The sequence below is a fragment of the Polyangium sp. 6x1 genome, from assembly GCF_029946515.1.
Taxonomy (GTDB): Bacteria; Myxococcota_A; Polyangia; order Polyangiales; family Polyangiaceae; genus Polyangium.
This window is the reverse complement of record NZ_JARZHH010000009.1, coordinates 87,216-109,605: the sequence shown is the minus strand read 5'-3', so window position 1 is coordinate 109,605 and position 22,390 is coordinate 87,216. Positions and strand designations below refer to the sequence as shown.

Genomic DNA, 22,390 nt, shown 5'->3' with positions numbered 1-22,390 from the left:
AGGCCCCCTTCCTGACTAGTGAGCCGGCGGATGGGCGACATCGACGATCTTCCGAACCGTGAAGAGGCGCCCGAGGGGGAGAAGCCAGAGACAGAGCGGCGGCGCACGTTCGACCGTGCCATTCCCGACCTGCTCAAGCGCGCCGTGGAGCGCGCCGTCGAGACCGGCGTCGGCAAGCTGAGCGAAGGCCCCGACACCCTTCGGCATTTCGTGGGGGACATGAAGCTGCCGAAGGAGGTGTTGAACTACCTCTACCAGCAGATCGACGACACCAAGACGGGGCTCTACCGCGTCGTCGCGAAGGAAATCCGCGACGTCCTCGAGCACACGCAGTTCGCCGACGAGCTGACGAAGGTGCTCACGAAGCTGTCGTTCGAGATCAAGACGGAGATCCGCTTCGTCCCGAACGACGCGCGCCCCGCCGAGAAAGCTCCGGCCGACGAGCCGGACGCCGAGGAGCCGGAGGAAGGCGCAGAAGCGGCGCCCGAGGGGCAGAAGGGTCTGCCGAAGCCGTCCGTCTCCGCGCACGTGACGGTCAAGGACCGAGGAAAAGAGACGCGGCGCGAGCGCAGAAGACGCGAGGGTACGTGATCACGAAGAAGCCGAAGACCGGTGGCGAGATCGATTCTTATTGCACGAAATGCAAGCTTGACCTGACTCACCGCATCATCGCCATGGTCGGCGACGAGGTGAAGAAGGTCGAGTGCAAGACGTGCGGTTCCCATCACCTTTACCGCCGCCCGAAGAGCGAGAAGCTCGCCCCGCTGGCGCCAAAGACCAAGGCCGCCTCGGCCACGAAGCGTGAAGGCGGCGAGGAGCGCAAGACCTCGGGCGCCCGCGCGAGCGCAGCCGCGCAACGCGAGCGCGACCAGACGATGCAGTGGGAGCACGCGATCGCCGGGCAGCCCATGGGCGCCTTCAAGCCCTACCGCGTGACGCTGACGCTCGGCCCGGGCGAGCTCGTCCGTCACCCGAAGTTCGGCGACGGCGTCGTCGCCCGCGTGATCGATCGCGGCAAGGTCGAGATCCTGTTCAAGGACGGCCCGAAAACGATGGCCCACGGTCAGGTCGTCTGAGGCGCGCCACACACGCCTCCGCTTGGGTCCCGAGCTCGTCCTGGGCTACCCTCCCCGCCCCGTGACCGCCCCCGAGACAGAAAAGAAAAAGAAGCCGCGACGCTGGCGACGGCGCGCGGCCATCGGCCTCGGCGTCACGCTCGTCGCAGGGGGCGCGACCTGGTGGGCGATCCACAACGTGCCAGGCTTCGGCCCCGCGCTCGCCGACGGCGTGCGCGCCGTGCTCGGCCCCTCCGTGGTCGCGTGGATCGAAGACACAGCCTACGGGCTCGCCGACCGCGTGAACGTCTGGCGTCACGGCGACGAGGCCCCCGCAACGTTCTGGGAGGCCCCCGCCTCAGCCGCCCTGCCCGCCGCGTCTGCTCCCGCGCCCGAGGTCGTGCCCGCAAAGGCCGACGTCGCCGACGCGTCCGCACCCGAGGCCCCAAGCTTCCCTCCGCCGCGCTTCGAGCCGCCCTTCACGAACGTCGCAGCAACAGGCGACGGGACATGGCTCGTGATGCAAGAGGGCAGCCGCGCAGGCGAGCCGCCCGTGATGGTCAAAGCCGTGGTGCACCCCGATCCGAAGCGTGGCTTCGCCGCGGTGGCCGTGGTCGCCATGGACCTCACGCGCGTCGCCATCCGTCTCGTCGCAGGCACGACCGAGCCCGTCTCGCAAAACGTGCCGCTCTCCGAGCGTCCCGGCCTCGTGCCAGCCACAGAGCACCCAGACCTCGTCGCAGCCTTCAACGGCGGCTTCAAAGCGCTGCACGGGCAATACGGGATGATGATCGAGGGCAAGACATTCCTGCCCCCGCGCGACATCGCCTGCACCGTGGGTCTCTACCGCGACGGCGCAATCCGCATCGGCACCTGGCCGACCCTCGCGCCAACGGAGGCGCAGATGGCGGCATACAGGCAAACGCCCGCATGTCTCGTCGAAGGCGGCGAGCTCAACACGAAGCTCACCGAGTACAACAAGAACTGGGGCGCGACCGTCAGCGGCGAGACCGTGATCCGCAGGTCCGCGATCGGCATCGACGCGGGAGGTCACACGCTCTTCTACGCCCTCGGCGAAGCCGTCACGGCGCAATCCTTGGCGCGCGCGATGAAAGCCGCAGGCGCACGCGACGCCGCGCAGCTCGACGTGAACTACGCCTACCCACGCTTCCTGCTTTTCGATCACCCCCCAGCCGCCGAGCGTCGCGTCGCCTCCTCCCTCGTGCCACACGTCGACTACCGCGCAGGCGACTACGTCAAGGACCCATCCCCGCGCGATTTCTTCTACGTCACGCGCCGCAGCAAGTGAGGTTTGTCCCTCGGGAGGCGTAGCGCCGGGGCGCTGCCCCGGGCCCCGCGGGGGCTATTCGCCCCTCGACCCGAACCAGGGCCAGCCCTGGACCTTACGTGGAAGAACTGCGCTGCGCGCAGTTCTTCCAACAGGCCGTTGGGACCGCGTCGCCGGTTGAACCGTCCGCGCTGCTGGCTTGGCTGGCAGGTCGTCGCTGGTCTTGACCCGGCTGTTCGATGAACTGCGCATCGCGCAGTTCATCGACCCCGAGTCCAGCGCTTGCGCTGGTCCGGGTGCAGGGGCGGACAGCCCCGCTGGGGCCTGGGGCAAAGCCCCAGCGAAGCGCCTCCCCGACGAGCGTTCGGCCGGACGAACTACGCCTTCGGCCGCGCGAGGTTTTCCTTGAGATCGATCCACCACACCGGCGCGCCTGCCGCGGGCTCGCCGCCGGGCGGACCGACGCTCACCTCGACGCGGATCGGACCCACCGCGCGCATGTAGATGCGTTGCCCGACGGCTGTCGCGCCGAGCTTGCAGATTGCGATCTCCACGCGCGGATCGTCGGCTGCGACCTCGCCGTCGTCTTCGGCGCGCATGTACAGCACCTCGACGTTCGGCTTCGTGCAGGCGCCGACCTCGCGCCACACGTCGTACTCCACCGACGGATCGAGCACGTCGGCGAGCTGGCCGTGACGGTTTCGGCCCACGCGGTACTTGAACGCGTCGCGCTTCTCGGCGCGCACGCTCGCGCCGATGCGTTCGAAGCGCATTGCGAGGGCGCCGAGCGCGCATGCCGTCTTCACGGTCGGCGCGCCGAGGTTCAGCCGATCGGGCTCGATGAAGCGGTGGATCTTCACGTTCTTCGGCAACGTCGCCGTCAGCTTGTCGAGCAGCGCCGGGTGCATGCTCATGCGACCGCCGAGCATCACGCGCAGACCGTCGTACGGATCTGGATCGCGCCCGATCTTCTCGAGCGCCTTCTCCAGGCCCACGCGCACCTCCTCCACCGCCTCGGAGAACCAGCCGTCGATCTCCGCTGCGATCGCTTGCCGATCCACCTCGAGCGGGAAGTCGAAGAACGGACCGTCGAGTGTGGCGAGCTTGATCGACTTCGGCAGGCGCACGTCGCCGCCTTCGAGCAGCGGCCGGATCGCGTCCTTCAGGACCTCGGCGTTCGCGCGTCCTTCCGGGCTCGCGACGAGCAGGTGCTCGAGTGCGCCCACGGGCGTCTCCTCGCTTGGACGATCGAAGGGCACGCGCGCCGCGCCCACGCTCGCCTCCGCGGCGACGTAGAGCCGGTAAGCGAGCCTGTGCAGGAGCCGCTCACCGCCGAACCACGGGATGCTCGTCGGCTCGAGGTACTCGATCATCCGCTCGTGGCCGCCCTCCATCTGCTCGTCGGGTTTGGCGTTGCGGAACAGACCGAAGACCACGCCTGTCTCGCTCGCGCCTGCGTCGATCGCCACGAAGGGCACCGGATCGGGCTTCGGCTGCACGGCGAACGCGCGGAACGCGAAGGCCGCGAACGGGATCGCCGCGGGGCCCGCGTCGACCACGTTCAGCATGTCCATGTCGTGGAACTCGAGCATGCCGGCCGGCAGGCTGCGGAAGATGCCGCGACGCACGGCCACGAGCGCGCTCTTGCGCCGATCGTCGTTCCAGCCCGACGGCATCGCCACGAGGTAACGCGTGTGGATGCCGCGCGTCCTGTGGTTGACGTGCAGGCCGATGTAGTAGGCGTAGAGCTCGATCGGATCGAACGGATCGTGCGCGCCGATCCCGTCCTCGTCGATGATGGGCGGCGCCGGCTTCTTGAGCGTCTCTTGCGTCTCGGGATCGCCGCGGCCGCGCAGCGAGATCTTTTCTTTCCGGTCCACGCGCTCGCGCAGCATCGGCAGGTGCGTCAGCGTCGCGGCGCCGAGCGCGAGCGACTCCTCGGCGCCTCGCTTGCGCGTCGCGCGCGCCGCGTGCCCGATCGTCACCTCGCCCCAGCGCGTCATCGGCAGGATCACGCGATCGCGCCATGCCTTCAGCGTGCGGCCGAGCTGCTCGAACGAGATCTCGCTCGGGTTCTCGTAATCGGCGGAGACCACGGGCGCGCTCGTCGCGCCGATGCGCACGAGCTCTGGCGCGCTGCGATCGCCGCGCAGGGCGACGACCGTCGTGCTTGAGCCGAGATCGATCGACACCCACTCCTTGAGTACGTCGTGCTTCGGATCGCGCCGCTTGATCTCCGGCGGCACCGCGTCCTTGTCCGTGCGCCCGATCCGCCGGTGGATGCCGACGACCTTGCCCTGGCGCAGGATCGCGATCGCCGTCTGCCCCACGTACCGCGCGCCGTTCCAGAGCCCGGCCGAGGGATCCGTGAGCAGGTGCCCCTTCACGCAGGGCAGGTTCGCCACGACCGTCGGGAACAGATCGGCGAGGTGATCACTCGACGCCGTCCCGTCGTACCTCTCCACCTTGATCGCGGGGCTGTAATAGTCCTGCGCGCCGGCGCCGTAGATGCGCGGCGTCGTCTGGATCAGCTTGAGGTACGGGACGGGCGAGGTGTGTTCGTCGAGCCTGTACTCCTGGTACTGCTTCGTCCATCCGATCTGGTTTTCCATCTCGGGGCCGATGCGGGGCACGCTCGCGTTCATCTCGGTGCCGAAGTAGAGGAACTTCGTCGGCGCGCCGCCCACGTACGCCGCGATCCGCACCTCGATGAACGACTGCGAGGCCGGCAGCGGAGGCAGCGGGATCGTGTAATCGAGCACCAGCGTGGTGGACCAGGGCTGATCGAACAGGCGCGACTCCCACCGTGTCACCAGCGTCGGAAAGGCCCTCCCCTCGAGCGAAGTGAGCCTCTCGGCTTCGCGAAGGTGGGCGTCGTCGATCGACAGCTCGTAGAGCGACATACGGGGGCGACCTTAACACGAAGACGCTTCCCGTCGGCAAAGGCCCTGTGCGGCATCGGTCGTGCGCCACCGCGGCCCGCCCTCACCCCCTGCCTTTTCCCCTTCCCGCCTCCTGGGCTCGCGCCCGGCACCCGTGGTAAGCTCGAGACGTGTTGGATTCCTTCCGCTTCTCGCGAGCGACGATCCGATGACCCTCACCCCCGGCCAAGTCATCGACGAAAAGTACCGCATCGTCCGCCTCCTCGGGACGGGAGGGATGGGCGCGGTCTTCGAGGGCGAGAACACGCGGATCAAGCGCCGCGTCGCCATCAAGGTCCTGCACGCGAGCGTCTCCGGCTCGGGCGAGACCGTCGCGCGCTTCGAGCGCGAGGCCCAGGCCGCAGGGCGGATCGGCTCGGAGCACATCTGCGAGGTGCTCGACCTCGGCGTTCTCCCCGACCAGTCGCGCTACATGGTCATGGAGTACCTCGACGGCGAGACGTTGAGCGCGCGGATCAAGCGCTCCGGCCGCCTCGCGCCGGCGCAAAGCATCCCGCTCATGGCGCAGGTCCTCGACGCGCTCGGCGCCGCGCACGCCGCAGGGATCGTCCATCGCGATCTCAAGCCCGACAACATCTTCATCCTGCCAAACAAGGCGGGCCGCACCGACTTCATCAAGATCCTCGACTTCGGCGTCTCGAAGTTCTCGCAGATCGGCGGCGAGGAGATGAACGTGACGCGGGCCGGCTCGGTCGTCGGCACGCCGTACTACATGTCGCCCGAGCAGGCGCGCGGCATGGCCGTCGTCGACGCGCGCAGCGACATCTACGCACTCGGCGTCGTGCTCTACCAGGCGACGACGGGGCAGGTCCCCTTCCGCGCCGAGACGTTCAACGAGCTGCTCTTCAAGATCGCGCTGGAGCTGCCGCCTCCGCCACAACAGTTCGTCCCGGACCTCGATCCCGAGTTCTCGCTGATCATCCAGCGCGCCATGGCTCGCGAGCAGGCGCACCGCTTCCAATCCTGCGCCGAATTCAAGGAGGCGCTCCTCGCCTGGCAGGCCAGCCGTGGCGGACCGAGCATCCTTCCCGGCCCACGTCTGCCGACGCAGCCGCCCGGCGTGCTCACCGCCCCGAACCCACTGACCGCAACGCCGCTGCCCGGCATGATCCCCGGCGTCGGGATGATGACGCCGCAGCCCGGCGTGCCCGGCATGGGCACGACCGGACAAACCGGCACGTCACTCGACGGATCCCAGGGCACGGCGAACGCGTGGGGCAACACCTCGGGCGCAGCCGCGCCGAAGCCCTCGCGCGCAGGCGCGGTCGTGGGCGGACTCGTCGGGGTCGTCCTGCTCGCAGGCCTCGGCGTCGCCGGCTACCTGATGCTCGGCAAGAAAGACACGACCCAGGCCGGCGGATCGATCCCGACCACGAGCGTCACCCCGCCCATCCCGACGACCGCCGCCACGCCAGCCACGCCGCCGACGAGCGCCGTCGAGCCGAACCCCACGCCACCGGACACGGCGGAGCCCGCCGCGAGCGCGGCCCCAACCGCGACGACGACGACGGCGCCCCTCGGGACCGCGTCGACGAGGCTCGGCGGTCCCATGCCCAGGCCCTCCGCGACATCAACGAACAAGCCGAACAAGGGCGGGACGACGGGCGGCGATTTCGGGTACTGAGCGAGTCTTTTTTGGGGGGCGCCGCGCCGGGGCGCTGCCCCGGGCCCCGCGGGGGCTGTTCGCCCCTCGACCCGAACCAGCGCAAGCGCTGGACTCGTGGTCGATGAACTGCGCATCGCGCAGTTCATCGAACGGGCCAGGTCAAGACCACGAGCGACCCTGCCAACCAAGACAGCATCGCTGACGGTTCAGCTGGCAACGCTGTACCAACGGCCTGTTGGAAGAACTGCGCGCAGCGCAGTTCTTCCAACAAAGGTCCAGGGCTGGCCCTGCCAAGAGGGGGCGGACAGCTTGAAAAACTCTCCCCGCATCGACTGCGCTTCGCGCAGTCGATGCCCTGAGGTCCAGGGCTGGCCCTGCCAAGAGGGGGCGGACAGCTTGAAAAACTCTCCCCGCATCGACTGCGCTTCGCGCAGTCGATGCCCTGAGGTCCAGGGCTGGCCCTGGTCCGGGTCGAGGGGCGGACAGCCCCTCGTCGGGTCCGGGGTGAAACCCCGGCGCCACGCCGTGACCTAGAACCGCCCGACGAGCCCCGCGCTGTTCGGCGCGACGTACGGCACGACGCTCGCGCCTGCGGGTTTGTCCTGCTTGCTCCCGATCAGGAACAACGCGACGCCGGCGCCGGCCAGCGCGGCGCCTGCTGCGAAGCCTACGACCGCGCCCGTCCCGCGCGAGGCTGCTGCCTCGTCGAGCGTCGTGATGTTTGCCTGTTGCTGCGCGGGGCACGGCTTTGGACAGGCCTTGAATGCGTCGTCCGCTTCCTTCGACTTGTTCACGAACATGACCGTGAAGATCGTGCCCGCGATGATCCCTGCGCCGCCGAGGCCCATGCCTGCGATGCCCACGTACTTCAGCGGGCTCTTGCCCTGCGGTTTTTCTGGGCCGATCGGCCCGACCACTCCGCCGGTTTGTCCGCTGCCGTCGGGTTGTGCGGCGCCTGCTGTCGGCGCCTCTACTTCGAGCGACACTTCTTTCTTCTCGCCGTCGCCGAGCGAGACCTCTTGCGTCACGGGGCTCCGCCCGGCTGCGGTCGCGGTCACCATGTGTTTGCCCGGATCGATCGGCCGGTGCACACCGATGAGCGCGGACGTGACGCCTTGCTCGTCGAGCTTGACCGTCACCTTCGACGGATCGGCTGCGCCTGGCCCGGTGAGCACGATGCGCAGCGAGCCGATGCGGGGCTCGATCGCGGCGAGCTCGGTCTTTGCGTCTTCCTGGGCTCGCTTGAATGCGGCGGGCGCGCTTGCGGGCAGCTCCTCGCGGATGATCTTGAGGAACGACTCCCGTGCGGCGACCAGCTTGCCGAGACCGACCTGCCCGCGCCCGATCAGCAGCAGATGCGGCGGCGCGTGGATGATCGCTTCGGCGCGGCTGAGGAGATCGATCGCCTCGCCGTAGTTCTTGTTTTGCAGGGCCTCGGCGCCTTGTTGCGCCAGGGATCGCGCGGCGGCCTTCTCCTCGGCCGTCTGTGACGAAGCAGGCCGGGGCGCAAGCAGGGCGAGCGCGACGGTGGCGGCGGCGGCGAGCGGAGTGAGACGATGGAGGCGCACGGGACGTAATCTCCTCGATCTCCGACCCTACCACACGAGCAGGCGCATCGAGCAAATCCCGCGCCGCGCGTCCTTTGTCCGCGAGACCGCCCACGGCGGCATTGCTTTCGCATGGGCGGAACCCATGAAAACCCCGTCCCCCCGCCTGGTCATCGTGAGCGCGCGCGCGCCGTTCGTGAGGACGTCGAACGGCATCGCGCGCGCGCCGGGTGGGTTGATCTCGGCGCTCCTGCCGCTCATGCGCAGGTCGCGCGGCACCTGGATTGCGACGGGCGCGGACCGGGACCCTTGCGACGCGAGCGAGGTGCCGTTCCGCGTTCGCGCCCTCTCCTTGCCTTCGGAGATCCGCGCGGCCTGGTATGCGGGCGCCTCGAACGGCGCGCTCTGGCCGCTCGCGCACGGCTTCCTCGAGGTGTGTCGTTTCCGCGCCGAGCAGGCACGCGCTTACCTGGAGGTGTGCCGCGCGGCCGCCGACGCCGCTGCTGAGCACGCTCCGCGGCATGCGGTCGTGTGGGTCCACGACTACCAGCTCGCGCTCGTCCCTGCCCTGCTCCGGGCGCGGAGGCCCGACCTCACGATTGGCTTCTTCTGGCACATCCCGTGGCCCGCGGCCGAGAGCTTGCGTGTGCTGCCCTGGGCTGCGGAGCTCGTCGAGGGGATCCTCGGCGCGGATCTCGTGGGCCTGCACGTCCCGCGTTACGTGCGCGCCTTCCACGACACGCTCGACGAGCTCGGCGTCGCGTACATGAGCGAGGGGTCGAGCATCGTCGTCCCGAAAGGCGAGCGAACGGCGCGGATCGAGACGTGGCCGATTGGCGTCGACGTCGAGGGCTGGGCCTCGCTCGGGCGTGATGAGAACGTGGCCGCCGAGGCCGAGCGCATCAGATCGGATCTTGGTGGCGGCCGCGTGCTCGTCTCGGTCGATCGCATGGACTACGCGAAGGGCATCGTCGAGCGGCTCGAGGCCTTCGAGCGGCTGCTCGAGCAGAGCTCCGAGGCCCGCGAGCGCGTGACGCTCGTGCAGATCGGCGTGCCGAGCCGCGAGACGGTGGCGGCGTATCGCGAGCTCCGGCAGCGGATCGAGGCCACGGTCGGCCGCATCCAGGGCCGCTTCGGCAGTCCACGCCGCAAGCCCGTGCACCTCTTCGCGCGGACCCTCGACGCGACCGAGCTCGCCGCGTACTACCTCGCGGCCGATGCTGCGATCGTCACGCCGAAGCGCGACGGCATGAACCTCGTCGCCTTCGAGTACGTCGCGACGCGGCCGAGGCCGAACGGCCGGCTCTTGCTGAGCACTTTCGCGGGCGCGGCCGACGTGCTCTCCGAGGCGCACCTCGTCAACCCCTACGACGAAGACGGACTCGCGTCGGCGATCGCGGACGTGGCCCTCGCGCCGGAGACGGCGAGCGACAGCGCGCGCATGGCTGCGCTGAAGACCAGGGTCTCCCGGCTCTCCGTCGAAACGTGGGCGTCGGGCTTCCTCGCGCGGCTCGAGCAGGTGACGGAGGAGCGCGTGCCTGCGCGGGAACGGCAGATGCGCCTCGCTGCGTCCGCGCCGGTCTCACGCGCGCGCTGACGAGGGCGCGTCGTGCGCGGACGGAGCGGCGTGATCGGGGCGCACGAGGGGGGATGGCACCGGACGTGCTGAACCTTCGGGCCTCATGTCCAGCACGACACGCCATACGAATGCAGGCTCGGAGGGCAAGGACCCCGAGCGATCCAGCGCGACGCGATCCCTCGTCGAGGCCCCGGTGATCCCCTCGATGGGGCACGTGTTCCGCTGCTCCCAGTGCGGCCGCGTCTTCCTCGTCGTCGCCGCAGAGGGCGCGACGGCTGCTCCTCGATGCGCGTGCGGCGCCGAGCTCGTCGCCGGCACGTTGCCCGCGGGCGCGCACGAGATCCAGGTGCGCTTGCGCTCCAAGCGACGAGGGGCGTCACGCCGCGCGCGCTCGCACGATGAGGTGATCGATCAAGGCTACGGCCCCTCGCACGGCTACGGCCCAGGGCACGGCGGACCCACGAGCCCGGGCGACGCGCCTGCGTGCGGGACCGAGAGCACGCCACCTTGTGATTCGGGGCTCTCGGACATCACGGGTGATCCGGAAAAACCCTGAGATCCATCTTGCTCCGGCGGCGTGCACGGTCTGCCCGGCACGCAGGGTGCATCGTGTGAATGCGGGCGGACGTCCTCGCGGCGTAACCCCGCCTGCGCGGCACGACGAGTGCGCCGCGCGTGCCGCGCGAGAGGGAGGTAGGAGAGCATGTCGATTCTGCTCTGGATTCTGTTCGGTCTCGTCGTTGGCGTCATCGCGAAGCTCCTGACGCCGGGTCGTGAGCCCGGAGGGTTCGTCATCACGGTGCTTCTCGGCATCGGCGGCGCGCTGCTCGGCGGCTTCCTCGGACGCATGCTCGGGATCTACTCGTCGTACCAGTCGACGGGCGGATTCATCATGTCGATCATCGGCGCGATCCTGATCCTCGCGATCTACAACGTCGCCACGAGTCGTCGCACCGCCTAGAGCCGCGTTCCCACCGTACGTGGCTCGGAGGCGCGCCCCGCGGCGGGTAAAGTCCCGCGCGGGGCGCGTTTCATCATTTGGAGCACGAACCTTCTCCAGAGGGATCGAGGTGCGACGTCGTCGCCTTCGATCGCACGGACGTGTCGCGCGCCGGGGCGATCCTCTCGGGCAGCGTGCTGCCGCGCGCGGCCGCCGCGACGAGCAGGCCCATCACGAACGCGACCACGAGCGGCACGAGGCGCGGAGAGAAGGCGCGGCTCCGGAACAGCGGTGGAGCCGCGATCACCGTGTCGGCCTCGTCGATCTGCACGGGCACCTCGGGCCGCGTCGCGTCGCACCGCGCGTTCGTCGCGGAGACGATCTCCCCGGGCTCGCGCGCCACGCTCCGCGCGCGCAAAAAGCCTTCGGGCCGCGTGTCCTCCGCGGCGCGCTCCTCGATCGGCGAAGACCTCGCGGGCGACGTCGTCGGCCGGGGCGACCTCGGCTCGGGCCACGTGTCCGGCGCGCCGGAGAGCTCGCCTTCGTAGACCTCGCGCGCGAGCTCCGCGAGCTCCGCCAAGGCCACCGATCCGCCCTCGTCGAGGAGCTCGGAGCCCGCTCTGCGGAGCGCCCGCTCCATCGCCGCCGCGCTCTCGAACCGGTCGCGCGGATCCTGCGAGAGCGCGCGCTGCACGACCGCTTCGAGCGCGGGTGGGCAATCCGAGCGCAGCGCCGTGAGCGGCGGGATCTCGGCGTCGAGCGCTTGTCGGATCATCTCCACGTCCGCGCCGCGCCGGAAGAGCGGGCGCCCCGTCAGCATCTCGAAGAGCACCACGCCGAGCGCATAGACGTCGCCACGCGCGTCGAGCGGTTGCCCGCGCAGGTGCTCCGGCGCGATGTACCCCATTTTCCCCTTCACCAGCCCCGGCAGCGTGTCGCGCGGCACGTGCGCGCTCGTCGTCTTCGCCACGCCGAAATCGATGAGCTTGATCTCGCCGTCGACGGACACGAGGATGTTCTGCGGGCTCACGTCGCGATGGACGAGGCCGATCGGCACGCCGTCGTCGTCCTCGAGCGCATGGGCATGCGCGAGCGCACGCGCGGCCGCGGCGCCGACCTCGATCACCGCGCGGAACGGGAACGATCGACCGGTCGCCCCGAGCACGCGCCCGAGCGTCGCGAGGTCGGGGCCACGCACGTGCTCGAGCACCAGGTGCTCGCGCCCTCGGTGCGACACGAAGTCGTAGAACCGCACGATGTTCGGGTGACACAGGCGCGCCGAGATCCACGCCTCCCACGCGAACATCTTCACCACCGACGGCGAGGCGCGGAACTCGTCGCGCAGCCGCTTCACGACCACCGTGTGCTCGATGGCGTAGAGCCCTCGCCGCCTCGCGAGGAAGATCTCCGCCATCCCGCCGCTGCCGAGCTGCTCGACGAGCTCGTAGCCCCCGGCGCCCATCGGCAGCCGCTCCGGCAAGCTCCCGCGCGAGCCAGGTTTCGACGCGGGGAAAGGCCACCTCGCCGACGCGGACATCGCCGCGCGCGACCGCCTGTCCATCGTGCGTACTCGGGTCGGACCGCGATCGCGCCTCCGCCTTGGTCGCACCTTGTGCTCACCCCCCTCCGCCACGAGACCATCTTGGCGCAAGCTCCCTCGCTCGCCAGCGGCATTCGTTGGCTCGCTTGCTCGATCCACGCGCGAGAACGAGGCGGGACGGCGCGCGATGTTCGTGTTGATGCGCGCGCCGTCCGCGGAGTGCGTCACGCGCGCGCGTTCCACGCGAACGAACGCGCTCCGTCCGCTCTTGCCGTGCCTCACGTCGCCGCGGCTTGTCGATCCTTCTCCGGCTTGCGCCGCGCGAGCGCGCGGACCTCCGCGATCGTCACCACGCGGAGCGCGAGGAGCAGCGCCACGTGCGTGATCGCGCCCGCGATCACCGCGGCCCAGAGCCCCAGCATCTTCAGCGCGAAGAGCGCGACGAGCGTCATCGCCACCGTCGCGATCGTTGCACCGAAGAGCCGCCCGATCGGCGCCTCGCGCACGTAACGCAGCACGAGCGTCCCCGTCGCCATCAGCATGCCCACGGACGTCACGAGCGCCGCGAACGCAGCCCCGAGCGCGCCGTGCCGCGGCACGAGCCACATGTCGAGCGCCACGTTGGCCACGAGCGCCGGCCCGAGCACCGCGCCGAGCTGCCGCTCGCCTTTCGACGCGAGCAGCGGCAGCGCCGCGACCTGGAACGCGAACGTCGCCGGCACGTGCCACGCGAGCACGCGGAGCACGTCCGACGTGCCTGCGAAGTCGCGCCCCTCGTACACGAGCGCGACCACGTCCGGCGCGACGAGGCTCACGCCCGCAGCGAGCGGGAGCCCGAGCGCCGTCGCCACCACGATCGCCGTCCGGAAGAGTTTTACGAAGCCCGGCTGATCGTGCGCGTAGAGCCGCATCCCAGCCGCGAACGCCGCGCCGAGCACGAGATCGGAGAGCAGCTCGAGCTGCTCGATGAGGACCCACGCCGCGCTGAACACACCGACCGCCGACTCGCCATCGAGCCAGCGCAGGATCACGCGATCGGCCTGCCGGATCACGCCGAGCAGCGCGCCGATGAGCCCGAGCGGGATGCTCTTCTTCGCGATGGCCACGAGCTCGCCGAGGCCCACCTCGACGCGCGGCTGATAAAGCCGCGTCCGCAGGAAGTGGTACGTCAACGCGAGCTCGATCGCGTTGCCGAGCGCGAGCACGCCTGCCGCCGCGACCACGCCGAAGCCCGACGCGACGAGCGCGACCGACAAACCGATCACGAAGAGCCGCGCGCCGAGCTCGACGTACAGGATGTACTGGAAGCGCTCGTGCGCCTCGAAGCTCAGCCACATCGTCGTGTAGAGGATCGTGGCGAGCTGCGACGCAGCCGCGATCACGACGAGCGTCGCGCCCTCTCCCGAGCGCGTCGCCACCGTGAACAACGCCGCGCAGAGCAGCGTCGTCACGCCCATCGCGCCACGCACGACGAGCGCCGATCCCAGGTGCCTCGGCCCGAGCTCCGGCGTCACCGCGATCTCGCGCGCGAGATACCCACGCACGCCGAGCCCCGCGACGACAGCGGCCATCGACGCGATCGCGAGCGACGCCTGCAGCTCCCCCCACGCAGCCACGCCCAGCCGACGCGCCAGGTAGCCCACGTAGACGACGCTCAGGACGGCCATGATGGCCTGCTTCACGATCATCAAGGCGGCGTTCCACGCCACCCTCTGTCCCTGGTGCATCCTGCGCGCCCCCGCCCTGCGACAGCGATCCAACGCTTCGATGCTCGACCCTGCCGGGCGCGCGCGCGAGGTGCTTCAGGAGCACAAAAGCAGCGTGGCGGCCAAGGCCGCCACGTTTCCTGCTTGCGTGGTGTTTTCCCGGGACACCACGACTTCTGCTTTGGAGCGGGACACGAGGCTCGAACTCGCGACCCTCAGCTTGGGAAGCTGATGCTCTACCAACTGAGCTAGTCCCGCGAACTGCGAACGCATGTCTAGCCAATCCCGCGGAGCTTGGCAAGCCCCTCGGCGCGCGCAAAGTTTCTGCCCCGGCCGACGACGGGACGTCCGCATCCCTCCTCGATCCGCGCGCCCGAACCCCCGCGCCGTTCCGACCTGTATTAACTTCGCTCCCCGTGCCTCCCGCTCGTCCCAGCTTGTTCGCGGCAGCGCTGTTCGTCCCTTCCCTCGCCCTCGCGACCGCGAGCGGCTGCGGCGGCCCTCAGGCAAACGCCAACGGTACGCCCGCGCAGAGCCCCGAGGTCGAGTGCCCGGACCCCATCGGCACAATCCCTCGCGAGAGCTGCACCGAGATCGCCGACGACTTCGGCTCCTTCGACGTCACGAGCTCCCTGAAGCTCGCCGGCGCGAGCCGCGGCGCCGAGCAACGCATCGAAGCAATCCGCGCCGCCGCCGATCTCGCCGCGAAACTCAAGGAACGCCGCGTCGCGCTCTGCGAGTCGTACAACACGTGCAAGACGAAGCCCGCCGATCACGCGTCCGAGGATCAACGCCTCGCAGCCCTGATGAAGGAGCTCATCGATCTCTGGGACGCACGCAAGTTCCTGAACGCCGATGACGTCGCCCGCTTCCGCGAGGGCATCACGAAGATCGACGGCAAGCTCGACGGAAGAACCGCAGCCCCGAGCCCCGACGGCACCGCGACGCCCATCCCGGGCAAAACCACGAAGAAGACGGTGCGCGGCGAAGCTCTCGCGCGGATCGAGGGCGCAGGCCTCACGTTCGCGACGACGGGCGGCAACGTCACCATCAGCTCGACCGCCGCAGGCACACACGACGCACTCCGCGCCGCCGCCGAGGAGCTGCGCGGCGGAGGCGGCCGCATGCGCGTGCGCATCTTCGGCTCCTACACACCCTCGACGCCTCCACTCATCGCAGCCGGCGACGATCTCACCATCCGCTTCAAGTACCGCGCAACGCAAGCAGGCGATCTCCACGTCGCCCTGCGCTCCCTCGAGGACCCCGACGCCGTCGAAAGCACCATCGTCTTCCGCGTCGCCGCAGGCACCGGAACCGAGAGCACGACGCTCACCGCCACACCCGGCTCGAGCGGGTTTTACGTGGGCCTCGGCGCCCGCGGCGCCGGCGCCGTCGAGTTCGACGACGTAGAGCTCGTGCGCCAAAACGCCGTGATCGCCACAGCCCGCGCCGAGTCCGCAACCGAACCGCACCTCGCATCGAACTGCACCACAAACAAAAAGAAGCCCCTCGCCGGCAAAGCCTCCTTCCTCTGCGAGTCAGGCGACGGAGACAAACTCGTCCTCGGTCAACCGAAGGGCCACCTCTACCTCGCCCTCAAGACGCCCACAGGCGAACGCGCCCGCATCCGCACCCTCTCCCTCGAAGGCGGCCGCAGCCTCGACCTGAACGGGAAAGAAGACACCGAGCTCGTCGTCGGCCTCGAAGGACCAGGCTCCGCAACCATCCAGTCCATCGAGCTGTTGCCCGTCGGCGGGGAGTAGCACTGGGGCGTCGCCGCCGGGGCGCTGCCCCGGACCCCGCGGGGGCTGTCCGCCCCTCGACCCGGACCAGGGCCAGCCCTGGACCTCTGGGCATCGACTGCGCGAAGCGCAGTCGATGCGGGGAAAGTTTTTAAGCTGTCCGCCCCCTCTTTGCAGGTCCAGCCCGCGAGCTTGGGTGGAAGAACTGCGCTGCGCGCAGTTCTTCCAACAGGTCGGTAGGACCGTGTTGCCCGTTGAAACGGCAGCGCTGCCGTCTTGCTTGGCAGGATCGCCCGCGGTCTTGACCTGGCCCGTTCGATGAACTGCGCATCGCGCAGTTCATCGACCACGAGTCCAGCGCTTGCGCTGGTCCAGGTCCAGGAGCGGACAGCTCCTGGTGGGGCCTGGGGCGAAGCCCCAGCGAGGCGCCCCCTAGCTCTCGTTTGCCGCGGGCAGCTCGCGCGCCGTCATTGGCGGAAGCGTCTTGGCGCGTGCGCGGGGGTGGGAGGTGGTGGGGGCTGCGTCTTTTTGGAGGAACGCGAGCACGCTTGTTGGATCTGCCTCGGGCACGATCCAGGGCAGTGCGCGGAGTTCCAGGTCCTCGGCTGGTAGCCAGCGCAGGCTCCGTGTGATCAGGACGACGCGGTGACCTCGTGTGCAGAGCTCCTTGGCGAGCCTTGCTGCGCCGCGCGGTGCTGGTGGCAGATCTAGACAAACGAGGCAGAGATCGAAGGGACCGCTCTTTGCCCATGAGCGCGCTGCTTCGACGGAGTATGCCTCGACCAGCTCGACATCCTCGATCAGTGGCTCGAGGCCTTGGACGAGTGCATCACACGTCGAGAGCCGCGGATCTCTTGCGACCAGGATCCGGCAGCTCCGCTGTCCGACGTCCGTTCTTGTCTCGATCATCGTCGCTCGGAACCCCCCACGTGCCCCCATATTCCCGTCCCTCCCGAGAAGCGATCGACTTCACGGTCGAGCGTATCCCTCTTGAGGGAACTTTCGTCAGGCTTTATAAGCGCCGCGGGCGAATCACCGGCCGAGCTGAGATCCCGCACGTTCGGGACGGCTCGCCGACGCGGGAGATCCATGAGCCAGTTCAGCGTGCAGAGCCGATGCGAGTGCCAGGCGATCCTGCTTGCGACGCTCGATGAGAAGCGTCACGTCGTCGTGGGGACGGCGTCGCGGGGGCGGGCGCGTGAGGTCGCGCCGGCCCACAGCATCGGGGCTTCGGGCGAGCGCTTCGACATCGGGTGGGCTTGCCCCTTCTGCGGCCGCAACACCCTCCGCTCGTTCCATGTGGGCGCTCTGCGCCCCGTCAGCGCTGCTTCCTGAGGGGGACGCCTCACGTCCCCCTCTCGGCCAGGCAAAGCCCGGCCGATTCACCCCCCGAGGCGATCTCGCTGCGCGAGCTCGCGCGCCGAATTCTTCGGCGCCCTAACAGGACCGCAGCTCTGTTTCGAGCAGCCGCGCCGTCACCTCTGCGCGTGTCGCCTCGCCTGCCCGCTGCCGCAGCCAGCGCGCGTGGGACAGCGCCATCGCTGCTTCTTCGTGGCGACCTTCGTCCGACAACAGCGCGCCGAGCAGCGTGAACGTTCGCGCGCGCCACTCGTCGTGCGAGCATGCCTGCCGCAAGAGCACGATCGCGCCGCGCGCGTCCCCGCGCTGACGCAGCTTCCGCGCCCGGTGGATCAATGCCTCGACGGGGTCGAGCTCGCCTTCTGGCCGATGCTCCGTCCGTTCTTCGCGGACGACGACGGGGCCGCGCACACTTCGACCACCCTTCCGGCTCATGGCGGACCTTCCAGCAGGGCCCGTTCCAGCTGGCGGCGCCGGGCTCAGGGGGGGTTCCGCAAACGTCGCGCGTGAAAATTCATGCTCCTGTGCATCGACCGCATCGCGGTTGATGCATCAGAGGTCCAGGGCTGGCCCTGGTTCGGGTCGAGGGGCGAACAGCCCCTCGTCGGGTCCGGGGTGAAACCCCGGCGCTACGCTGTGGAACGACTCTCAGGACGACTTCATCGTCCCGAACACGTAGTCCCAGAGCGGCGACGAGACGCCCCAGCGTGCGGGGGTGCCGGTGTGGTGGTGGATCATGTGGTGGCGCTTGATCCACTTGCCCCAGCGCGAGCTCATCCGGAAGTGGTGGATCGCGTAGTGGGTGCCGTCGTAGACGAGGTAGCCGGACCCGAAGCCTGCGAAGAGCGGATCTGCGAGCACGGGGCCCACGATCGCGCGGAACAGCAGGTAGAACGCCACGCCGAGCGGGATGCTGGCTCCGAGCGGAAACACGAGCCGATCTGCGTCCTGGGGGAAGTCGTGGTGGACGCCGTGCAGGACGAAATGCACCCGCCGCTGCCAGAGCTTGGGCCCTACGTAGTGGAAGACCCAGCGGTGCAGGACGTACTCGGCAAACGTCCACGCGAAGAGGCCCAGCAAGCCGAGCGACAAACCGACGCCCAGCCCGACGCCGTTCTCGTAGGCACGGAACGCGAGGTAGCTGTAGACCGGGATCCAGAACACGAACGGCGTCGCCGGGTGGATGCGGGAGAACCGCTCGATGAGCGGGGTCTCGAACATCCGGCAGGTGGCCGGCTTCGACGATCCGACGCGATCCGGGGCCATGGAGACCATGGCCCCGACTCCTAACGCATTCCGGAAAGAATCGCCAGAGTACGAGAAGACGCGCAATTCCTGCCGAATCGCGAGCTAACGCACCTTTTCGCCGCCCCCGCGCCAGCGCGGGACGAGGTCTGGGAAGCGCGGAAGCCGCTTCGACGAATCTGGGAGAGATTTCGCGAGCTTGTGCTGCGGAGTCGAGGTGCGACGCGAGAGATGCGGAGCGCGAAAAATTCCTCGCGTCCCACCTGAGGGACGCGGGGCAACGGCTCAGAAAGAGGCCTCGTAGAGCGCGCGGAGGTCGTCCCGGGTGCAGGCGCGCGGGTTCGACTGGTGGCAGGCGTCCTGGAAGGCCAGATCGGCGAGCCGGTCGAGGTTCGCGCGTGGCACGCCCGCCTCCGAGAGCGTCGCTGGCAAGCCCGTCCGCTCGCGCAGCCGGCGCACGGCCTCGACACATCCGGCCGGGCTCGCCTCGCCGCCGAGCAGGACCGAGACCTCCGCGAGCCGTGCCCCCGCGACCTCCGCGTTGAACGCGCACACGGCCGGCAGGCAGAGCGCGTTTGCGAGGCCGTGGTGTGTCCCGTGCTCGCTCGACAGCGGATGCGCGAGCGAGTGACACGCGCCGAGCCCCTTCTGGAACGCGACCGCGCCCATCATCGCCGCCTTCATCATCCCGCCGCGCGCCTCGAGGTCGTCGCCGGCCTTCACGGCCCGCTCGAGGTAGCGCCCCACGTGCCGGATCCCTTCGAGCGCGATCCCGTCCGCCATCGGGTGATCGCCCTTCGCCACGTACGCTTCGAGGCAGTGCGTGAGCGCGTCGATGCCCGTCGCGGCCGTGAGAAACGCCGGCATCGAGCGCGTGAGCTCGGGATCGAGGATCGCCGCGTTCGCGAGCAGGTGCGGCGAGAAGATGACGGTCTTCCGGTGGTTCGCGTCGAGCGTCACGACGCCCGAGCGCCCGACCTCGCTGCCCGTGCCGGCCGTCGTGGGCAGCGCGAGCATCGGCGGCACGTTCGCCGTGATGTGCCGGTCGCCGCCGATCGCGTCGTCGTACTCGGCGAGCGGGCGGTGGTGGTGGATGCCGAGGCGCACGAGCTTGCCCACGTCGAGCGGCGAGCCGCCGCCGACTGCGATCAAGAGGTCCGCCCCCGCGTCCTTCCACGCGCGCACGCCGTCGTGCACGTTCGCCTCGATGGGGTTGCCGAGCACGCCGTCGAAGACCGTCCACGCGATCCCCGCCTCGCGCAGCGACGCTTCGATCGGCGCGAGCAGCCCCGCGCGCACGACGCCCTTGTCCGTCACGACGAGCGCGTGCTTGCTGCCGAGCCGGCTGGCTTCGGCGCCCGTCTGCTTCGCTGCACCCGCCCCGAACACGATGCGCGTCGGGAAGCTCCAGATCGACAGGTGTCCCATGCTCTTGCCGCCTTCGTCCTCTCAGATCGACTCGAAATACCGCGCGAGCTCCCAGTCCGTCACCGCGCGCTCGCTCTGGCGCACCTCCCACTGCCGGGTGCGCACGTAGTGATCGACGAACCCTTCGCCGAGGATCTTCCGCATGCGCTGGCTCTCCGCGAGCAGCGCCGTGGCCTCGGCGAGCGTGCGCGGCAGCCGATCACGCCCCTCGCTGCCCTCGCCCGCGTTGCCCGTGATCGGCGCGCCCGGCTCGATCGCGTTCTCGATGCCGTGGATCCCCGCGCCGAGCGTCGCCGCCATCGCGATGTACGGGTTGATGTCCGCCGCCGCCTGCCGCACCTCGACGCGCGCGGACTTCGTCCCGGCGCCCACGATCCGGAGCGCGGTCGTGCGGTTCTCGAAGCCCCACGTCGCCGTGAGCGGCGCCCACACGCCGGGCACGTAGCGCTTGTACGAGTTGATCGTCGGCGACACGAGCGCGGTCATCTCCCGCAGACACGCGATCTGCCCGCCGATGTAGTGGCGCATCAGCCGCGAGATCCCGCCCTCGGACGGCGGCCCCTGGAACACGTTCTCCCCCTCCTTCCAGAGGCTCTGGTGCAGGTGGCCGGAGGAGCCCGGCAGGTTCGCGTTCCACTTCGCCATGAACGTCACGCTGAGCCCGTGCTCGTAGGCGATCTGCTTCATCGCGACCTTGAACAGCGCCGCCTTGTCCGCCGCGCGCAGCGCGTCGTCGTACCGGATCGCCGCCTCGTACACGCCCGGCCCCGTCTCCGTGTGAAACCCTTCGATCTCGATGTCGAAGGCGCGCATGCCGTCGAGGATCGCCGCCACCAGGTCCTTGTTCTGGCCCTCGCGCACCCACGAGTACCCGAACATCCCCGGCGTCAGCGATTCGAGCTTCTGGAAGCGTTTTTCGTGCAGCGACGCGGGCGTCTCTTTGAACAGAAAGAATTCGTACTCGGCCGAGAGCTTCGGGTGATAGCCGAGCGACTCCGCGTGCGCGATGACGCGCTTCAGCGCCGATCGAGGGCACGCCGGGTGCGGGCCGCCATCCGCGTCGCGGAAGTCCGCGAGCATCGCCACCGTGCCCGGCTCCCATGGCACGAGGCGCTTCGTCGACGGATCGAGCACCGCGTGCGCGTCCGGATACCCCGTGTGCCAGCCGGTCAGGCGCGCGTTGTCGTAGAGGACATCGCCGATGTCCCATCCGAAGATGACGTCACAGAACCCGAATCCACTCGACAGCGCCGAGCGCAGCTTCTCCATCGAGACGTACTTGCCTCGCAGCACGCCATCGACGTCGAACCCGCCGATCTTCGCACGTCGAACCCCCCGCCCTTCGAGCTCCCCCAAGAGCTCGTCGTACGACGCTCCACCCATGCCCCACCCCTGCCGCAGTTCGTACCACAGCTTCGCGGCGTGCGCGGGGCGCTACGGGCTCATTCGATGCGCGCGGGAGGTTCGTCCGCGACATGCTCGAGGTCGCTCTTGATGCTCGTCCCGCCGAGATCGACGAGGATCGCGCCGGGCCCCTTTCGCTTGGCTGCGTCGAGGGCGGCCGTGGCGCGGCCGAGTACGTCCGCGGCGCTGTCGGCCGACGGCGGCTTCCAGACGGCCACGCCGACGCTCAACGTGATCGCGTAGCCCGCGTCCTTCGCCGCGGCGGTCATCTGCGCCGCGGCGCGGGTGAGCACGCTCTTCACGGCAGCGCGATCCACGCAGGGCAGGAGCACGGCGAAGTCGTCGTCGCCCCACCGCGCGACCACGTCGTATTGCCTGCGCGACGCGCGCAGCGCTTGGCCGAGCAGCCGCAGGAGCGCGTCGCCCTTCTCCCTGCCGAGCGCCTCGTTCACCGCGCCCATGCCGTCGACGTCCACGCGTGCCACGGCGTACGAGTCCCACACGCGTTGCGCGCGCCGATGCTCGCGCTCGCACTCCTCCTCGAAGCGACGCCGGTTCGCGAGCCCGGTCAGCGCGTCGACGAGCGACACCTCGTCGAGCTTGCGCGCCATCGCCAAAGACGCGCTCTGATCGCGCACGACGTCGATCCGCCCGTGCACCACGCCGTCCTTCACCACGGGCGCGCTCGTCCACACGAACGCGCGCGCCGGCGGTCCCGCGATCTCCAGCGGATCGATCTCCACGCGTGCTGCCGAGAGCGCGCCCTCTTCGAGCGCCGCGAGCGGGCCCTCGAGCTCGGGCGCGCTCTCCCGGATCCGCGCGAGCAGGCTCGCGCGCGTTTGCCCGATGCACGACCCCGGATCGAGCCCGAGCAGCGCGGCCGCGCGTCGCCCCGCGGCGCGGCAGACGAGCCCTTCGTCGAACACGAGCACCGCCTCGTCGAGGACGTCGAGCAGCGTTTCGAGCGCGAGGTCCAGGGGGGTGATCGAGGGCAACGACATCGCGTTGC

General features: G+C 69.6%; 18 protein-coding genes and 1 tRNA gene. 9 read left to right on the top strand and 10 right to left on the bottom strand.

Annotated features, from left to right (window positions below; all coding sequences use genetic code 11):
* Positions 1-30: 30 nt before the first annotated feature.
* From QHF85_RS11990 to QHF85_RS11980, 3 genes are all read left to right on the top strand, one after another.
* Entirely contained in the window at positions 31-591 is a 561-nt protein-coding gene (locus tag QHF85_RS11990) for a hypothetical protein (protein WP_281327272.1), read from the top strand.
* On the top strand, positions 588-1,076 hold the full coding sequence (locus QHF85_RS11985) for a hypothetical protein (RefSeq protein ID WP_281327271.1): 489 nt from the start codon (positions 588-590) through the stop codon (positions 1,074-1,076). Before QHF85_RS11990 ends, QHF85_RS11985 begins: the two co-directional genes overlap by 4 nt.
* Positions 1,077-1,137: 61 nt before the next feature.
* Positions 1,138-2,364: a phosphodiester glycosidase family protein gene (locus QHF85_RS11980; protein ID WP_281327270.1), complete on the top strand. Its 1,227-nt coding sequence runs from the start codon at positions 1,138-1,140 to the stop codon at positions 2,362-2,364.
* A gap of 356 nt (positions 2,365-2,720) precedes the next feature.
* Here the strand turns inward: QHF85_RS11980 and QHF85_RS11975 are convergent, their stop codons facing one another.
* Positions 2,721-5,246: a hypothetical protein gene (locus QHF85_RS11975; protein ID WP_281327269.1), complete on the bottom strand. Its 2,526-nt coding sequence runs from the start codon at positions 5,244-5,246 to the stop codon at positions 2,721-2,723.
* A 187-nt stretch (positions 5,247-5,433) separates the two neighbouring features.
* Here QHF85_RS11975 and QHF85_RS11970 point away from each other — a divergent pair, with 187 nt between their 5' ends.
* Positions 5,434-6,909, top strand: a complete 1,476-nt coding sequence (locus QHF85_RS11970; protein ID WP_281327268.1) for a serine/threonine-protein kinase — start codon at positions 5,434-5,436, stop codon at positions 6,907-6,909.
* 512 nt (positions 6,910-7,421) lie between these two features.
* On the opposite strand, the gene QHF85_RS11965 is transcribed toward QHF85_RS11970, so the two are convergent.
* Entirely contained in the window at positions 7,422-8,459 is a 1,038-nt protein-coding gene (locus QHF85_RS11965) for a hypothetical protein (protein WP_281327267.1), read from the bottom strand.
* 124 nt (positions 8,460-8,583) lie between these two features.
* Between QHF85_RS11965 and QHF85_RS11960 the strand changes: the two genes are divergently transcribed.
* From QHF85_RS11960 to QHF85_RS11950, 3 genes are all read left to right on the top strand, one after another.
* On the top strand, positions 8,584-10,035 hold the full coding sequence (locus QHF85_RS11960) for a trehalose-6-phosphate synthase (RefSeq protein ID WP_281327266.1): 1,452 nt from the start codon (positions 8,584-8,586) through the stop codon (positions 10,033-10,035).
* Positions 10,036-10,120: 85 nt separating this feature from the next.
* Positions 10,121-10,573, top strand: coding sequence for a hypothetical protein (locus QHF85_RS11955; RefSeq protein WP_281327265.1), 453 nt, complete (start codon positions 10,121-10,123; stop codon positions 10,571-10,573).
* A 147-nt stretch (positions 10,574-10,720) separates the two neighbouring features.
* The gene (locus QHF85_RS11950) at positions 10,721-10,978 is read left to right on the top strand and encodes a GlsB/YeaQ/YmgE family stress response membrane protein (protein ID WP_281327264.1); all 258 of its coding nucleotides are present in this window, start codon (positions 10,721-10,723) and stop codon (positions 10,976-10,978) included.
* 73 nt (positions 10,979-11,051) lie between these two features.
* Here QHF85_RS11950 and QHF85_RS11945 read toward each other — a convergent pair whose 3' ends face one another.
* The 3 genes from QHF85_RS11945 to QHF85_RS11935 form a co-directional block, all read right to left on the bottom strand.
* A complete protein-coding gene (locus tag QHF85_RS11945; RefSeq protein WP_281327263.1) occupies positions 11,052-12,518 on the bottom strand; it encodes a serine/threonine-protein kinase in 1,467 nt (488 codons plus the stop codon).
* A 257-nt stretch (positions 12,519-12,775) separates the two neighbouring features.
* Entirely contained in the window at positions 12,776-14,206 is a 1,431-nt protein-coding gene (locus QHF85_RS11940) for an oligosaccharide flippase family protein (protein ID WP_281327262.1), read from the bottom strand.
* Between the two features lie 179 nt (positions 14,207-14,385).
* Positions 14,386-14,461: transfer RNA gene (locus QHF85_RS11935), tRNA-Gly, on the bottom strand.
* A 158-nt stretch (positions 14,462-14,619) separates the two neighbouring features.
* On the opposite strand from QHF85_RS11935, the gene QHF85_RS11930 reads away from it, so the two are divergent.
* Together QHF85_RS11930 and QHF85_RS11925 are read left to right on the top strand one after the other, a co-directional pair.
* Positions 14,620-15,966 carry a hypothetical protein gene (locus QHF85_RS11930; protein ID WP_281327261.1) on the top strand — a complete coding sequence of 449 codons (1,347 nt, stop codon included), beginning with the start codon at positions 14,620-14,622 and terminating at the stop codon, positions 15,964-15,966.
* A gap of 1,068 nt (positions 15,967-17,034) precedes the next feature.
* Positions 17,035-17,280 (top strand): hypothetical protein, encoded by a 246-nt coding sequence (locus QHF85_RS11925; RefSeq protein ID WP_281327260.1) that lies wholly within the window; start codon positions 17,035-17,037, stop codon positions 17,278-17,280.
* Between the two features lie 102 nt (positions 17,281-17,382).
* Here QHF85_RS11925 and QHF85_RS11920 read toward each other — a convergent pair whose 3' ends face one another.
* The 5 genes from QHF85_RS11920 to QHF85_RS11900 all read right to left on the bottom strand — a co-directional run bounded on the left by QHF85_RS11920 (position 17,383) and on the right by QHF85_RS11900 (position 22,382).
* Positions 17,383-17,739 carry a hypothetical protein gene (locus QHF85_RS11920; protein ID WP_281327259.1) on the bottom strand — a complete coding sequence of 119 codons (357 nt, stop codon included), beginning with the start codon at positions 17,737-17,739 and terminating at the stop codon, positions 17,383-17,385.
* 213 nt (positions 17,740-17,952) lie between these two features.
* Positions 17,953-18,579 (bottom strand): sterol desaturase family protein, encoded by a 627-nt coding sequence (locus QHF85_RS11915; protein ID WP_281327258.1) that lies wholly within the window; start codon positions 18,577-18,579, stop codon positions 17,953-17,955.
* Between the two features lie 255 nt (positions 18,580-18,834).
* The gene (locus QHF85_RS11910; protein ID WP_281327257.1) at positions 18,835-19,977 is read right to left on the bottom strand and encodes an iron-containing alcohol dehydrogenase; all 1,143 of its coding nucleotides are present in this window, start codon (positions 19,975-19,977) and stop codon (positions 18,835-18,837) included.
* A 21-nt stretch (positions 19,978-19,998) separates the two neighbouring features.
* Positions 19,999-21,360, bottom strand: coding sequence for a glutamine synthetase family protein (locus tag QHF85_RS11905; RefSeq protein WP_281327256.1), 1,362 nt, complete (start codon positions 21,358-21,360; stop codon positions 19,999-20,001).
* Positions 21,361-21,419: 59 nt separating this feature from the next.
* Positions 21,420-22,382, bottom strand: a complete 963-nt coding sequence (locus tag QHF85_RS11900) for a GGDEF domain-containing protein (protein ID WP_281327255.1) — start codon at positions 22,380-22,382, stop codon at positions 21,420-21,422.
* Between the last annotated feature and the right edge of the window lie 8 nt (positions 22,383-22,390).